Below are 15,065 nucleotides of genomic sequence, written 5' to 3' on the forward strand. Positions count from 1 at the left end.
ACCGGACGTAAAAATCATGAACGACAAGACCGAAACATCAGGCCTTTCCTCTGACGCGACGGAAGTCCGCCGGCAGAAGCTAAAGCTGCTGCGCGAACAGATCGGAGACGTCTATCCGGCGCATTTCCACCGGACGCTGACCAATGCCGAGCTGGCTGCAAAATACGAGGGCCTTGAGCCGGACACCGAAACGGGCGACGTCGTCACCGTCGCCGGCCGCGTCTATTCCTCCCGCAATTCCGGCATGTTCATGGATATCCATGACGCCTCCGGCAAGATCCAGATCTTCAGCCACAAGGATGTAACGTCCGAAGAGGCCCGCGCCCTGCTGCCGATGATCGACATCGGCGACATCATCGGCGTGACCGGCGTCGTGCGCCGCACCAAGCGCGGCGAGCTGACGATCAACGCTCAGCAAATCACCATGCTGACCAAGTCGTTGTTGCCGATGCCGGAAAAGTGGCATGGCCTGTCAGATATCGAGCTGCGCTACCGCAAGCGCCATCTCGACATCATGACCAACGAGGAATCGAAGCTTCGCTTCCAGCAGCGCAGCCGCATCGTCTCCGGCATCCGCCGCTTCATGGAGACTGACGGCTTCATGGAAGTCGAGACGCCGATGCTGCATTCGGTCTATGGCGGCGCCACGGCCGAGCCGTTCAAGACGCATCACAACACGCTGAAGCTCGACATGTATCTGCGCATCGCGCCGGAACTGTTCCTGAAGCGCACGCTGGTTTCGGCCCTCGCAGACAAGGTGTTCGAGATCAACCGCAACTTCCGCAACGAAGGCGTCTCCACCCGGCACAATCCAGAATTCACGATGATGGAGTGTTACTGGGCCTATGCCGACTACGAGGACATGATGGACCTCGTGGAACGCCTGTTCTCGACGCTGGCGATATCGATCCACGGCAGCACCGAATTCGCCTTCGGCGACAAGCAGATCTCCTTCAAGGGCCCGTTCCGCCGCGTGCCGATGCCCGACGCCGTCAAGGAAGCGACCGGCATCGACTTCCTGGCGATCAAGACCGATGAGGAAGCGCGCGCCGCCGCCAAGGCCGCCGGCTTTGCCGTCGAGAAGGACGCCACATGGGGCGAATGCCTCGCGTTCATTTTCGAAGAGAAGGTCGAGGGCACGCTGATCCAGCCGGCTCACGTCACGCATTTCCCGAAGGACATCTCGCCCTTCGCCAAGGAAGTGCCGGGCGAACCGCGCCTCGTGGAACGCTTCGAGACCTATTGCAACACCTGGGAACTCGGCAACGCCTTCTCGGAACTCAACGATCCGGAAGAGCAGCGCGCCCGCATGGTCGAACAGCTCGAACAAGCCCATGCGCGCGGCGAGAAGCAGAAGGAACTGGACGAGGAATTCCTCGACGCCATCGATCAGGGGATGCCGCCCGCCGGCGGCCTCGGCATCGGTGTCGACCGCCTGATCATGCTGCTCACCAATTCCCCGTCGATCCGCGACATCATCCTGTTCCCAGCGCGGCGCAGCAAGGCGGACTAAAGCAATTCCAGGAAAAGTGCGCAGCGGTTTTCCGCCCGGAATGCGTAAGAACAAAGGGATAGAGCGGGAAAGCGATCCCCTGAAACGCTGAACCGCTCTAACACGGTTTCGCACAGACGACAGGCCGCCAGGTTAAGCCATGGCGGCCTTTTTTATTGGGCCATTGCCTGCGAATTGCGTATAAGTTCCCGCCAACGCGCGGCGAATCCTCGCCCTCCGGAAACAAGAGGCACGAACAATGACTGAAAAAGAAAATCCGACCGCCGACGCCGATCACGAGCAGCAGCGCCTCGACGATCTCGCCGAACTGGGCGATATCGATCTGACGCAATTCGCGCCGGGCACATTCGGCTGCCATGAGGCGATGCACACGACCTCGCTCATGCTCGACATGACCGACGACCATCTCCTGCAGCACCCCGCCATCCTCGCCAATCCGGAATTCTACCGCCTTGCCGGCGACGTCCACGAAGCCTTGTTTGCGCTTTATCAGGCCATCGGCGAGAAACATCTGGCGGATTGAGGGATTATCCTGGCCCCGGCCAGGTGACGTCTGCCGTCAATTGGTGACCGGCGACCGCCGGTTGCTGGCGCCTGTCATCGTCGGATCCAGACCCGGCGATGGTGCCGCATTTGGTTCGGTGGCGTCGGCGCCAATGAAGCTGCCGGTATTGTTGCCCTCCGGCGGGAGACTGCTCCTCGACGCGGGAGGATTCTGTTCCGGAGGAGTCGCGGGCGCATCCTCCTTTTCCTCGCGGGCGACGGCTTTCTGTTCGGCGGCTTCGGCGGCCTTCTGCTTGTCTTTCTTGGCGCTGCCGCCTGCCTCGCTGTCGGCAGACAGGGGATTGTCGCAGTCGCTGTGATCCTGAAGCGCTGCAAGCGCGTCATCGATATCCTTGGGCAGCATATTGATCTGTTCGCCATAAAACAGACCTTGGGCGCTCGCGCCACCATTGTAGTAGCGCGCCGTCACCGGCTCCTCGGCTGCACCATCGGCAACCTTGTCCGGATGCGGAACATAAACGACATCGGCCCCCAGCGCCCGGCCGCGAATATCGGACCGTAGCGTCGGGCCGTTCTTATCAAGGACGACGACCTGAACGAGATCAGGCTTTTGCTCGTCATACACGGCTTTGGCGACGCGAAGCGCCGTTTTGACGCGCGTCAGCCCATCGGTCGGGTCCGTGCGGATATATTTGCGCACCCAGAGCCGATTCTCCTTGCGGATCGTAACCAGATTGACGTCGCTGCATTTCAAACCGTTCGGGGAGGCGGAGGCAAGACCCAAAAGCCTGTCTTTGCCGAGATAAAGCGCGAAGACGCCGGAGCAGCCTATCAACAAGGCCACTCCGCCGATGATGAAGACAAGCTTCCGGGATGGCCGGAAAATGTGCAGTAAGGCGCTCACGCCAACTGCTCCACCATAGAGCACTCCAACGCGACAAGATGATCAACTCTCACGTTAGGGGATATCGCGTTTCGGAATACTTAAAGAAGAGATGAATCTTGTGCCGCTCGCATTTCCGCTACCAAAAAAGGTCCAAGCCTTTCAGACTGATGCTGGTTCTTGCCTTGCACGGCAAACCCATGCTCTAACCGGGGCATGGCCTTCACTTTGAGACAGCTTCAATATTTCGTCGCCGTGGCGGAACAGGGCTCCATCACTCGCGCGGCTCAGAACCTGTCGATCTCGCAATCCTCGGTCACCGAAGCGCTCAAGGAGCTGGAGAGCGATCTTGGCGTCGAGCTTTTCGACCGCCATCCGCGCGGTCTCTCCATCACCCATAACGGCCACCAATTCCTGCGCCACGCCACAAAGATCCTCGCGACCGTTTCCGACGCGCGCACCAGTTTTTCCAGCCAGCAGAATGCGGCCGGCGGCACGTTGAATATTGGCGTCACCTCCCTCGTCGCCGGCTATGTGCTGTCCGACCTCCTGGCGCGCTACCGTCGCGCCTGCCCCGGTGTCGAGGTCAGCGCCATCGAGGACAATGGCGGCTATCTCGAGCATCTTCTGGTTGGTGGCGAACTCGACGTCGCCGTCATGGTCATTTCCAACCTGCGTGACCGCATGGCGCTACAGGCCGAAATTCTCGAGACATCCCCCTATCGCCTCTGGCTGCCCATGGGTCATCCCCTGGTCTCCGCCGATATCATCAGCGTCGCCGACATCACGCGCGAACCGCTGATCATGCTCACCATCGACGAGATCGAGGAGAATACCGGCAAGCTGCTGACGGCGCTTGGCGCCCGTCCGCATGTCGCCTTCCGCACCCGCTCCGTCGAGGCGGTTCGAAGCCTGGTTGCCACGGGTGCCGGCGTTGCGCTGCTGCCGGACCTCGTCTACCGCCCCTGGTCGCTGGAAGGCGACCGCATCGAAAGCCGCGACGTCTCCGGCTCGCTGCCGGTCGTCCAGGTTGGCATGGTCTGGCGCAAGGGGTCCAGCCTGCCGCAAGCCGCCCGCGATTTCGTCGGCATTGCGGAAGCCATGCGCTCGGGCCGTCAGCGGTAGCAGAGAGCTGAAAAACTTTTCATGTGATCTTCCGGTTCAAATGGCGTATGTGACGCCGGTAATCCGTTCCAGATCATTGAACAGAGCGCGCCAAGCGGAGGGATCATCCGCATAGGGAGCCGTTTTCGCCTCGACGGGATTGCCGCGTAGCTCCATAAAGCCGCCAGGTCCGTAATAACCGCCAGGTCGGGCGTTCTCCAAAGTTGCAGCCATAAGGCTCGGCCACGCGCCTTTCTCCGAACTTTGCAGCAAAGGGTACGTCAAGATGCCGGCGATCTTGGTGCTCAAGGTTGTTGCGGCAAAGAGATTGGTTCGCGCGCCGCCAGGATGGCTGATGGTGGATAGTAGTCGGTCGCCCGCGCGACGCTGTAACTCACGAGCGAAGAGGACGTTGGCAAGCTTCGTCTTGGCGTAGACGCGCATCGGCACGTAGCTGTCCTTGGCCTCAAAATCCGTTACCCGTCCCGGCTTGAACATCTTATGTGTGCCGGACGCGACTGTTACGACACGTGGGCGGTTCGCGCGCAGCAATGCAGGCAAAAGCAAACCAGTCAAACGGTAAGGTCCGAAGACATTGGTCGCGAACTGCAGCTCGTGGCCGTCGACGCTAACTTCGCGCCGAGGAAGGCCCATTACGCCAGCATTATTGATCAGCATATCGATAGGATGGCCGTCTTCGAGCTGGCTGTCGGCGAATGCTTGAACGGACACAGGATTGGAAAGGTCCAAGACACCCGAGCGTACAGTGGCGGTCGGAATAATGTCGCGGATGCGCTTTACCGCGTCCTCGCCTTTGGACTTGCTGCGCGCGCCGATCGTAACCTGTGCGCCGGCGCGAGCCAATTCGAGCGCGGTATGCCATCCTATTCCGCTGTTGCCACCTGTAACGATTATACGTCTACCCGTTTGCGGGGGGATTTCTGCAGGGGTCCAAGCATTGCTCATTTTCATTGCTTTCTGTCTGTGGAAGCTGGCGCGCTGTAACTTTGTTTGCGCAAAGCGGTACATTGTAACAACATTTACTCTTTATGTCAAAATGAATTGACGCCAAAGATCAAGAGGAGAAATGCAATAACTTGACAAAAAACACTCAATTTGTCACAAGCGGCTATGGCGCCCAGGATAACCCCAGAAGAAGTTGCTTCACGCCGCAACACCATTTTGAATGCCGCAAAATGGTGCTTCCTCAATTTTGGCTTCGCCAAAACGTCGCTGGACGATATCGCTAAACGCGCCTGCATTTCGCGCACGCTGCTGTACAAAATGTTCAGCAACAAAGAGGATATCTTTACTGCCGTGTTTCGGCACTGGCTGATATCCCGACACCCGCTTGCCAAGGCAGCCGTTACTGGCGCTGGCACGAAGCAGGAGCGCCTCTTTGAGGTCTGCCGTATTATGCTGATCGAGCCTTGGGCGGACATGATTGGGGCACCTATGGCCGGCGAGTTCTATGAAGTGTGTGAACGGCTAGATCCGGAAATTGATGCGCTACATCGCAAAGTCGCGCTCGAGTGCATATCGGCAATTGTGGCGGATAGGACGGCCGCTGATGTGTTCATGCTGTCGTTAGACGGTCAGATTGGGGACGATCCTTCTGTTCCCGTTCTTGAGAAACGAGTCCGATTGCTGATCGATCGTTTCATTTGAAGCTGCTTTGTCTTTGTCCGCTTCTCGCGGATTCTTCCCTACGCATATCGGGTAGGTGCCGAGCTTACTTGCGACACATATATGCCAAGTGAGATATCGGAAATTCCGATACCGCCTTTCTGATAAATGAATTTGCGAATACGGCAAAATAGCGTCACCTTTTCTCTGGGAACATAACGCCAGAAACTGGCTCCGATACCAACTGGCTCAAGAACCGGGAGAGTTTGATGAAGCATCTGCTGAAATCATGCACGGCAGCGCTCGCATGCTTAAGTTTCGCCACGCAGGTCGTCGCCGCTGCGCCGCTGAAGACGCTCGGCAAAGGCGAAGGCGCCGTCAGCATCGTTGCTTGGTCCGGCTATATCGAGCGCGGTGAGAGCGACAAGAATTACGACTGGGTCACCCAATTCGAGAAGGACACGGGCTGCAAGGTCAGCGTCAAGACCGCCGCCACCTCCGATGAAATGGTGGCGCTGATGAACGAAGGCGGCTTCGATCTCGTCACAGCCTCGGGCGACGCGTCGCTCCGCCTCGTTGCCGGCAAGCGGGTCCAGCCGATCAACGTCGATCTGATCCCGAGCTGGAAAAATCTCGATGAACGACTGAAAAATGCGCCGTGGCATACGGTCAACGGCGTCCACTATGGCGTGCCCTATCTCTGGGGGCCGAACGTCCTGATGTACAACACCGACGCCTTTAAGGATCAGGCACCCAAGAGCTGGGATGTCGTCTTCGAGGAAATGACCCTGCCGGACGGCAAGTCCAACAAGGGCCGCGTGCAGGCCTATGACGGGCCGATCTACATCGCCGATGCCGCGCTCTACCTGATGGCCCACAAGCCGGAACTCGGCATCAAGGACCCATACGAACTCAGTGAAGACCAATACAAGGCCGCCCTCGACCTGCTGCGCGGCCAGCGTAAGCTCGTCAGCCGCTATTGGCACGACGCGATGATCCAGACGGACGACTTCAAGAACGAAGGCGTCGTCGCCTCGGGCTCCTGGCCGTTCCAGGTCAACCTGCTGCAGGCGGACAAGCAGAAAATCGGCTCGACCTTCCCGGACGAAGGCACGACCGGATGGGCCGATACGACCATGCTGCATGTCGACAGCCAGCATCCGAACTGCGCCTATATGTGGATTGAGCATTCGCTACAGCCAAAGGTCCAGGGCGACGCTGCGGCCTGGTTCGGCGCCGTGCCTTCGGTTCCGGCTGCTTGCAAGGGCAACGAGCTCCTGACCGACAGCGGCTGCGCGACCAACGGCTATGATCATTTCGACAAGATCAAGTTCTGGAAAACACCGGTCGCCAAGTGCAAGACCGAGAGCGAATGCGTGCCGTACCATCGCTGGGTTTCAGACTATATCGGCGTGATTGGGGGCAGATAGTTCACGCCGATTATGGCGACCGCCTCTCCATTCTAAAGAGCGCGATCGCACCGGGGCGATGAGGGGCCTGATATCTGAAGCCCCTCATCGCCTCACCGAGCCCTCTTCCAAGCGAAGAGGCGCAACGAACAACATGCCCTTCTTCTCTGCATACCCGGGAGCATCCCATGACCGCCGTTCGTTTCCAGCAGGTATCGCGCCATTTCGGCCAGGTCCGCGCCGTTGACCGCGTCGATCTGGAGATCGCGTCCGGTGAATTCTTTGCCATGCTCGGCCCCTCCGGCTCCGGCAAGACCACTTGCCTCAGGCTCGTCGCCGGTTTCGAGCAGCCGACCGGCGGCCATATCGAGATCTTCGGCGAAACCGCCGAGGGTGTGCCGCCCTACCGGCGCAACGTCAACACGGTCTTCCAGGACTATGCCCTCTTCCCGCATCTCAACATCCTCGACAATGTCGCCTATGGGCTGATGGTCAAGGGTATCGGCAAGACCGAAAGGCTGAGGGCCGCCGAACAGGCGCTCGAATTGGTGAAGCTGCCGGGTTATGGTGACCGCCGCCCCGGCCAACTCTCGGGCGGCCAGCGCCAGCGCGTGGCGCTGGCCCGCGCTCTCGTGAACAAGCCGAAGGTGCTGCTGCTCGACGAACCGCTCGGTGCGCTTGACCTCAAGCTGCGCGAGCAGATGCAGGAAGAGCTGAAGAGCCTGCAGCGCGCGCTCGGCATCACCTTCGTCTTTGTCACCCACGATCAGGGCGAAGCACTCTCCATGGCCGACCGCGTCGCCGTCTTCAACAATGGCAGGATCGTGCAGGAGGGCACGCCGCATGACATCTATCAGCGGCCGAAGACCCGGTTCGTCGCGGATTTCGTCGGTTCTTCCAATGTGATCGCCCCTGAGACCATGTCATCGCTCGGCGGTGAACGGCGCTGGGCGAGCCTGCGGCCGGAAGCGATACGGCTGACGCAGGAGGCCGGTGTTCCGGCGACGGTGCAGGCGACCAGCTTCCTCGGCGCCGCCACCCGGCTTTCGGTCGAAGCGCAGGGCACGCGCATGCATGTCACCGTGCCGGCCGGCCACCCTATCCCCGATACCGGCGCCTCGGTGCGCATCGCTTGGCTGCCCGCCGACATCCATTACATGGACGACGCTGCATGATATCAGCCGCCATCTCAACGGCCGCGCCGGCGGCCACCTCGATCCTGCCACGTCGCGGCGGTTTCTTCGGCCGCCTCTCGGATCTCTTCTGGCGCCGCCCGAAACTCCTGCTTTTCCTGATGCTGACGCCGCCGCTGCTCTGGCTCGGCATCATCTATATCGGCTCGCTGATCGCGCTGCTGCTGCAAAGCTTCTTCTCGATCGACGACTTCTCCGGAATGGTGAATTACGAATTCACGCTCGCGACCTATGCGCAGCTTTTGAATTCCGCCAATTTCGACATCATCATCCGCACGGTCGTTATGGCGGCGCTAGTGACCATCGCCTCCTCGTTCGTCGCTTTTCCGATCGCCTATTATGCGGCGCGTTACGCCAAGGGAAAATGGAAGGCGCTGTTCTATCTCGGCGTCATGCTGCCGCTCTGGTCGAGCTATCTGGTCAAGGTCTACGCCTGGAAGCTGATCCTCGCCAAGGAAGGCATTTTGACCTGGCTTTTCGACAAGCTCTACCTCGGCTGGCTGCTCGACGGCGTGCTCAGTCTCCCGATCGTCGGCGGAAATTCGCTGTCGGTGAGCTATATCGGCACCTTCCTGGTCTTCGTCTATATCTGGCTGCCCTATATGATCCTGCCGACGCAGGCTGCCCTTGAGCGCGTGCCGGCCAACCTCCTCGAAGCCTCCGCCGATCTCGGCGCGACGCCGAACCAAACCTTCCGCACGGTGCTGCTGCCGCTGGCCCTGCCCGGCGTCGTTGCAGGCTCCATTTTCACCTTCTCGCTGACGCTTGGCGACTACATCATCCCGCAGATCATCGGCTCGTCGCGCCTCTTCATCGGCCAGGCCGTCTATGCGCAGCAGGGCACAGCCGGCAACGTGCCGCTCGCCGCCGCCTTCTCGGTGGTGCCGATTGTCATCATGGCTATCTATCTCTGGATCGCCAAGAAACAGGGGGCCTTCGATGCGCTCTGATCGCGGCCAACGCGCGTCCCTGCCCCTGAAGATCGCCGCCGCCGGCGGCCTGCTCTTCCTGCATCTGCCGATCCTGCTGATCTTCGTCTATGCCTTCACGACGGAGGAAAAGAGCTATCAGTGGCCACCGCCGGGCCTCACGCTGCAATGGTTCGGCATCGCCTGGAACCGGCCGGATGTCTGGTCGTCCTTGGCACTGTCGGTGCAGGTGGCGACCGTCGCGACTGCCATCGCTCTCGTGCTCGGCACGCTCTGCGCAGCCGCCGTCAGCCAGACGAAATTCTTCGGTCGCGAGGCGATCTCACTGCTGGTGATCCTGCCGATCGCGCTCCCCGGCATCATCACCGGTATCGCGCTGCGCTCGGCCTTCAGCCTGTTCGATATTCCCTTCTCGGTCTGGACGATCGTTCTCGGCCACGCCACCTTCTGCGTTGTCGTGGTCTATAACAACGCCGTCGCCCGCTTCCGCCGCACTTCCGGCTCGCTGATCGAAGCCTCGATGGATCTCGGCGCCGACGGTTTCCAGACTTTCCGCCATGTGATCCTGCCGAATATTGGCACGGCGCTGCTTGCCGGCGGCATGCTCGCCTTCGCGCTTTCCTTCGACGAAGTCATCGTCACCACCTTTACCGGTGGCCAGCAGATGACATTGCCGATCTGGATGCTGGAAGAGCTGATCCGCCCGCGCCAACGTCCCGTCACCAATGTCATCGCCATGGTCGTGGTGCTCGTCACCTTCCTGCCGATCCTGGCAGCCTACTATCTTACCCGCGACGGCGACCAAATCGCCGGCGGCGGCAAATGAAAGGGAGATAATTATGGACACCCAAATGCTGATCGGCTCCCGCTTTGAGGCCGGTTCGGAGACGGAAGAGCATATTCTCAACCCGAAGACGGGTGAGACCGTGCTCAATCTGCCGGAAGCCTCGCTTGGCCAGATCGACGCCGCCGTCAATGCCGCCGAAAAGGCATTCACGAGCTGGTCGCAGACGACGCCCGCCCAGCGCTCCACCTATCTCCTGAAGATTGCCGACGCCATCGAGAAGGATGCCGAGGGCTTCGCGACGCTCGAGGCGCTGAACTGCGGCAAGCCGATCAACGCCGTCCTCAACGACGAAATCCCCGCCATCGTCGATTGCTACCGCTTCTTCGCCGGCGCGGTGCGCAATCTGCACGGCCCGGTCGCCGGCGAATATCTGCCCGGCCACACCTCAATGATCCGCCGCGATCCGATCGGCATCGTCGGTTCGATTGCGCCGTGGAACTATCCGCTGATGATGATGGCTTGGAAGTTGGCACCGGCCATTGCCGGCGGCAACACCGTCGTCTTCAAGCCCTCGGAACAGACGCCGCTGACGGCGCTGAAGATGGCAAAACTCCTGTCGGACATCCTTCCCGAAGGCGTCGTCAACGTTATCCTCGGCCGCGGCGAGAGCGTCGGCAATGCGCTGATCAACCATCCCAAGATCAACATGATCTCCATCACCGGCGATGTCGCCACCGGCAAGAAAGTCCTGCAGGCCGCCGCCAAAACGGTGAAGCGCACACATCTCGAACTCGGCGGCAAGGCTCCGGTCATCGTGTTCGATGACGCCGATATCGACGCCGTCGTCGCCGGTATCCGGACCTTCGGCTATTACAATGCCGGCCAGGACTGCACCGCCGCCTGCCGCATCTATGCCGATGCCAAGGTCTACGACAATTTCGTCGCCGACCTGACCTCCGCCGTCTCCAGCATCAAGTTCAACCTCGCCAACGACACGGAAAACGAAATCGGCCCGCTGATCTCCAAGCGCCAGCGAGATCGCGTCGAAAGCTTCGTCACCCGCGCCGCCGAACACGGGCACATGGAAATCACCACCGGCGGCAAGACCTCGGGCGATCGCGGCTTCTTCTACGCCCCGACCGTGGTTGCCGGCGCCACGCAGGACGACGAAATCGTCCGCCGCGAAGTGTTTGGCCCCGTCGTCTCCGTCACCCGCTTCACCAGCGCCGACGATGCCGTCGCCTGGGCCAATGACAGCGACTATGGCCTTGCCTCTTCCGTCTGGACCAAGGACGTCAGCCGCGGCATGCAAACCGCCGCCAGGCTGCAATACGGCTGCACCTGGATCAACACCCATTTCATGCTGGTCAACGAAATGCCGCATGGCGGCCTGAAGCAATCCGGCTATGGCAAGGACATGTCAGTCTACGCGCTGGAAGACTACACCGCCGTCCGGCACGTCATGATCAATCATGGGTGAGGCGCGGTTCGGTGTAACCGAAGCAATCGACCCAGTGGGTCGATTGCAGCGCCGAACGCCCTGAGCCACGCGAAGGGCCGGTGGTGCAGCACTTGCGAAACGTCTACCAAAAGGTCCTACCATCGCTCCCGGCAATCGAAACGGCATCGGAACAATTTCCCCTTTTCTGCGTCTTCATTAGGCGCAACGCAGAGGAGATTTTCTAATGCTGAAATGGGCTCTGATATTCTTCGTGATTTCGTTGATAGCCGGCTTTTTCGGCTTTTCCGGCGTCTCGGCCGCAACAGCGACGATCGCCCGCGTGCTCTTCGCGCTCTTCCTGATCGTTTTCCTGGTGTTCCTGATCATGGCAGTGATGGCCGGTAACGCGGTGCTCTAAACCGACGAGATATCAACGATGCTTCGGCGGGCGGGCTACACCAGGCTCGCCCCGACATTGATCGCAAGCGCCAGGATCGTCGTGTTGAACAGGAAAGACAGGATGGCGTGCAGCAGTACCAGCTTGCGCATGCTGACGGAAGATACGCCGATATCGGCTGTCTGGGCGGCGACGCCGATGGTGAAGGAGAAATAGAGGAAGTCCCAATAGATGGGCTCCTCTACCGGCTCGGCGAACTTCAACCCCTGCCCCCTACCCGAACCGCGATAGAAGCGGTGCGCATAGTGGACCGTAAAAAGCATGTGCAGAAACACCCAGGAAATCAGGATCGTTACGATCGCCATCAATGCACGGAAAAGCGCTACCTGCGGCGGCGCCTCCTTGACGCCGAGCAGTTCCAGAGCGATGCCGCCAACACTGGCGACTGCGGCCGCGATGGACAGGAACAGCAGAACGGCATCCGAAAAATCGAGATCGGCCGAACGCTTGCGGATGCGATGCACATCGGATGTTAGCATCCGGTACAGGCTGAATACGATATAGATGATGGCGGTGGCATCCCAGGCAACAAGCAAGTTGCTCGGATTGAACGCACGCGAGGTCAGAAGCAGGAAGCACACGATGCCGGCCGCAACGCTGACCAGAATCACCTGATGCTTGTGCAACAGCACGGCGGTCCCGGAACGATGCTGCTCTCCGCCCATTCGCATGCCGCTCTCCATTCACTAAATATCCATCAGATATAGATTCTCTGACGTAGGTGGCAAACAAAAAGAGGCCCCGCAATGCGAGGCCTCCGCGCTTGGAGAAGACGCTAGTTCAAGCCGTCCAGCCACCGTCGATGACATGGATCTGACCGGTGGTGAAACCCGCCTCGTCGCCGGCGAGATAGGTCACCAGGGCAGCGATCTCCTCGGCAGTCGCGATGCGGCCCATCGGCTGGCGGGCGATGAAGTCCTTCATCGCCTTCTCATAATCGCCGGTGGCGCGCAGGCGCTCATGCAGCGAGGGGCTGTCGACCGTGCCGGGGCAAATGGCATTGACGCGGATACCCTTGGCGACGAAATCGGCGGCGATCGACTTGGTGAGGCCGATCACCGCTGCCTTGGAGGCGCAGTAGGCGAAGCGATTCGGTACGCCCTTCACACTGGAGGCGACCGAGGACATGTTGACGATCGAGCCTTTGCCCTTTTCGAGCATGCCCGGCAGGAAGGTGCGGCAAGTCGTGTACATCGCCTTGGCATTGAGATTGAAGGAGAAATCCCAATCCTTCTCCTCGCAGTCGAGGATGGTGCCAGCATGTACGAAGCCGGCGCAATTGAAGAGCACGTCGATCGGACCGAGTTCATCGGCATATGCCTTGACCGCGGCGCTGTCGAGCACGTTCAGCACATGCTTGCTGGCGCCTTCCAGCGTCGAAAGCGTCTGCTCGTTGATGTCGGTGGCATATACATGCGCCCCGAGCGAGATGAAGCGCTCAGCCGTCGCGCGGCCAATCCCCTGTCCCGCCGCCGTGATGACGACCTTCTTGCCTTCCAATCCGTGACCCATAATCCTGATCCTTTCCTCCAGGGCATGATCCCGAGACCGAAAGGCCACGAAGCGAAAATGCGTGGTTGCTTGCGGATAAGATCATGCGAAAACAAACAGCTAGAGCCGCCTGCCCTAGCTTTCGAACGATTGCGCGAAGAGCTGGTTGAGCTTGTCGATGAGGACTGTATGCCGCGCGGCGGTGCGCAGTCCATTGGTAATAATGTTGGAAGCCTCGCTCTGGAAAGCCATGTAGCCGTCATGACGCGGCCGGACATAGGCGCCCTCCAACGTCGCGCGCGTATTGCGGTAAAAATCGAGCGCCGGCCCGTTAACGCTATCGCTGCCCCAGGCGTCGGCATGGCCGGGCTGGCCATTGCCACTGGCGTAGGCGCCCGCCTGCACCGGCCCGCTGGCAATCCAGCGTGCAAAGGCCTTGGCCTCCTCCGGCACCTGCGTCCGGGCCGAAACGGCAATACCCGTGCCGCCGAGCGCTGAGCCTTTGGGCGCGCGGCCATCGATCACGGGCATGTCGGCAAAGGCTAAGCGCGCCGGTCGGAATCCGGCAAAGGAATAGCTGACATAGCCATAGGCGAAGGGGACGACGTCATAGGGGCAATCCAGCTCACCCATCAGCTCGAAGACAGCTATCGGGTCCATGTCGTCACATTTGGCATCCATGCCGCCGACGAGCCGTGCCATCCAGTCGAGCACAGCTTCTCCATCCGCCGTGGCGATCAACTCCGGTCCTTCGACGCTGCAGGGCGTGCCGAGATGTGCCGCAAGCGTGAAGAAGGTCATCAGCGAATGCGGCGGCCGCATCGGCAGGATCGCCCTGCCCCTGGCCGCGAGCGATACGATCTCGGCAAGATCGGTGATCGGCCCACTCAACCGATCCGGCCGGTAGGCCTGAACCTGTGTCGCCGCATCGATCGGGAATCCCCACTGCCGGCCCTGCCAATTGTAGCTCGGATAGGAGCGCCCGACCGTGCCGGCGGCGATTGCGACAAGTTCACCGGCATGGTCCGCATCGTCGAGCGGCAGCAGGCAATTCTCCCGCGTGATCTGGCCGACATGCGGATGGTCGATGACGATCAGATCATAGGCGGCCGCAAGCTCCTCCACTGGAAAGGTCTCGAAATCCTGCAGCGAGCGCTTCTCCCATACGACCTCGACGCCGGTCTTTTCCTTCCAGATGGCCGAGCATGCCACCATCGGATCGTAGCCGCGCGGATGCGACCAGGTCATTCCCTTGAGTGTCACCATCATTCTCTCTCAGTTTGCCGCTTTGCGCTCGACGATCAGAATATGGTCGGCGGCGAGGACGACCTCGTCGCGCTGGTTCAGCACTTCGCAACGCTCGACAACGCGGCCGGACGCCGGGCGCTTCGGATCGTCCTCTTTCGCCGATATCGTCACCCGCGTGCGGATCGTGTCGCCGATATGCACAGGGCGAATGAACCGCAGCCGGTCGTAGCCATAGGAAAAGGCGACGGGATTGATGAGTGAGGCCGTCAGCCCGACGCCGATCGAGAAGATCATCGTGCCGTGGGCAATGCGCTGACCGCCAGGCAAGGTCTTGGCGAATTCCGCGTCCATATGATGCGGAAAGAAATCGCCGGTGTGGCCGGCATGGACAACGAAATCGGTCTCGGTGATCGTGCGTCCGGTCGTTATGCGGACGTGGCCGAGCTCATAGTCTTCAAAGTAGATCCTTTGTTGGGCCAT

At 60.4% G+C, this 15,065-nt stretch carries 16 protein-coding genes; 10 read left to right on the forward strand and 6 right to left on the reverse strand.

What is annotated here, in order from left to right:
• Window positions 1-16 precede the first annotated feature (16 nt).
• Both lysS and NXC24_RS16840 read left to right on the forward strand, forming a co-directional pair.
• Complete coding sequence (gene lysS / locus NXC24_RS16835; protein ID WP_104824337.1) at window positions 17-1,513, forward strand: lysine--tRNA ligase; 1,497 nt, start codon at window positions 17-19, stop codon at window positions 1,511-1,513.
• A gap of 238 nt (window positions 1,514-1,751) precedes the next feature.
• Window positions 1,752-2,036 carry a hypothetical protein gene (locus tag NXC24_RS16840; RefSeq protein WP_104824338.1) on the forward strand — a complete coding sequence of 95 codons (285 nt, stop codon included), beginning with the start codon at window positions 1,752-1,754 and terminating at the stop codon, window positions 2,034-2,036.
• Between the two features lie 36 nt (window positions 2,037-2,072).
• On the opposite strand, the gene NXC24_RS16845 is transcribed toward NXC24_RS16840, so the two are convergent.
• Entirely contained in the window at window positions 2,073-2,921 is an 849-nt protein-coding gene (locus NXC24_RS16845; RefSeq protein ID WP_104824339.1) for a hypothetical protein, read from the reverse strand.
• Window positions 2,922-3,116: 195 nt separating this feature from the next.
• On the opposite strand from NXC24_RS16845, the gene NXC24_RS16850 reads away from it, so the two are divergent.
• Window positions 3,117-4,025 carry a LysR family transcriptional regulator gene (locus tag NXC24_RS16850; protein WP_104824340.1) on the forward strand — a complete coding sequence of 303 codons (909 nt, stop codon included), beginning with the start codon at window positions 3,117-3,119 and terminating at the stop codon, window positions 4,023-4,025.
• A gap of 36 nt (window positions 4,026-4,061) precedes the next feature.
• On the opposite strand, the gene NXC24_RS16855 is transcribed toward NXC24_RS16850, so the two are convergent.
• Window positions 4,062-4,970, reverse strand: coding sequence for an SDR family NAD(P)-dependent oxidoreductase (locus tag NXC24_RS16855; RefSeq protein WP_104824341.1), 909 nt, complete (start codon window positions 4,968-4,970; stop codon window positions 4,062-4,064).
• A 165-nt stretch (window positions 4,971-5,135) separates the two neighbouring features.
• On the opposite strand from NXC24_RS16855, the gene NXC24_RS16860 reads away from it, so the two are divergent.
• From NXC24_RS16860 to NXC24_RS16890, 7 genes are all read left to right on the forward strand, one after another.
• Window positions 5,136-5,672, forward strand: coding sequence for a TetR/AcrR family transcriptional regulator (locus tag NXC24_RS16860; RefSeq protein ID WP_104825215.1), 537 nt, complete (start codon window positions 5,136-5,138; stop codon window positions 5,670-5,672).
• A 227-nt stretch (window positions 5,673-5,899) separates the two neighbouring features.
• Window positions 5,900-7,060, forward strand: a complete 1,161-nt coding sequence (locus tag NXC24_RS16865) for an ABC transporter substrate-binding protein (protein WP_104824342.1) — start codon at window positions 5,900-5,902, stop codon at window positions 7,058-7,060.
• A gap of 167 nt (window positions 7,061-7,227) precedes the next feature.
• A complete protein-coding gene (locus tag NXC24_RS16870) occupies window positions 7,228-8,214 on the forward strand; it encodes an ABC transporter ATP-binding protein (RefSeq protein WP_104824343.1) in 987 nt (328 codons plus the stop codon).
• Entirely contained in the window at window positions 8,211-9,182 is a 972-nt protein-coding gene (locus NXC24_RS16875) for an ABC transporter permease (RefSeq protein ID WP_104824344.1), read from the forward strand. The genes NXC24_RS16870 and NXC24_RS16875 overlap by 4 nt, the downstream gene beginning before the upstream one ends.
• Entirely contained in the window at window positions 9,172-9,987 is an 816-nt protein-coding gene (locus NXC24_RS16880) for an ABC transporter permease (protein ID WP_104824345.1), read from the forward strand. Before NXC24_RS16875 ends, NXC24_RS16880 begins: the two co-directional genes overlap by 11 nt.
• 13 nt (window positions 9,988-10,000) lie before the next feature.
• On the forward strand, window positions 10,001-11,428 hold the full coding sequence (locus NXC24_RS16885; protein ID WP_104824346.1) for a gamma-aminobutyraldehyde dehydrogenase: 1,428 nt from the start codon (window positions 10,001-10,003) through the stop codon (window positions 11,426-11,428).
• 205 nt (window positions 11,429-11,633) lie between these two features.
• On the forward strand, window positions 11,634-11,807 hold the full coding sequence (locus NXC24_RS16890) for a DUF1328 domain-containing protein (RefSeq protein WP_104824347.1): 174 nt from the start codon (window positions 11,634-11,636) through the stop codon (window positions 11,805-11,807).
• A 35-nt stretch (window positions 11,808-11,842) separates the two neighbouring features.
• Here NXC24_RS16890 and NXC24_RS16895 read toward each other — a convergent pair whose 3' ends face one another.
• The 4 genes from NXC24_RS16895 to NXC24_RS16910 form a co-directional block, all read right to left on the reverse strand.
• The gene (locus tag NXC24_RS16895) at window positions 11,843-12,517 is read right to left on the reverse strand and encodes a DUF1345 domain-containing protein (RefSeq protein WP_104825216.1); all 675 of its coding nucleotides are present in this window, start codon (window positions 12,515-12,517) and stop codon (window positions 11,843-11,845) included.
• A gap of 109 nt (window positions 12,518-12,626) precedes the next feature.
• On the reverse strand, window positions 12,627-13,358 hold the full coding sequence (locus tag NXC24_RS16900) for an SDR family oxidoreductase (protein WP_104824348.1): 732 nt from the start codon (window positions 13,356-13,358) through the stop codon (window positions 12,627-12,629).
• A gap of 114 nt (window positions 13,359-13,472) precedes the next feature.
• On the reverse strand, window positions 13,473-14,606 hold the full coding sequence (locus tag NXC24_RS16905; protein ID WP_104824349.1) for an extracellular solute-binding protein: 1,134 nt from the start codon (window positions 14,604-14,606) through the stop codon (window positions 13,473-13,475).
• Between the two features lie 6 nt (window positions 14,607-14,612).
• Window positions 14,613-15,065: a MaoC/PaaZ C-terminal domain-containing protein gene (locus NXC24_RS16910; RefSeq protein WP_104824350.1), complete on the reverse strand. Its 453-nt coding sequence runs from the start codon at window positions 15,063-15,065 to the stop codon at window positions 14,613-14,615.

The organism is Rhizobium sp. NXC24, assembly GCF_002944315.1.
In the GTDB taxonomy this organism is placed as follows: Bacteria; Pseudomonadota; Alphaproteobacteria; order Rhizobiales; family Rhizobiaceae; genus Rhizobium.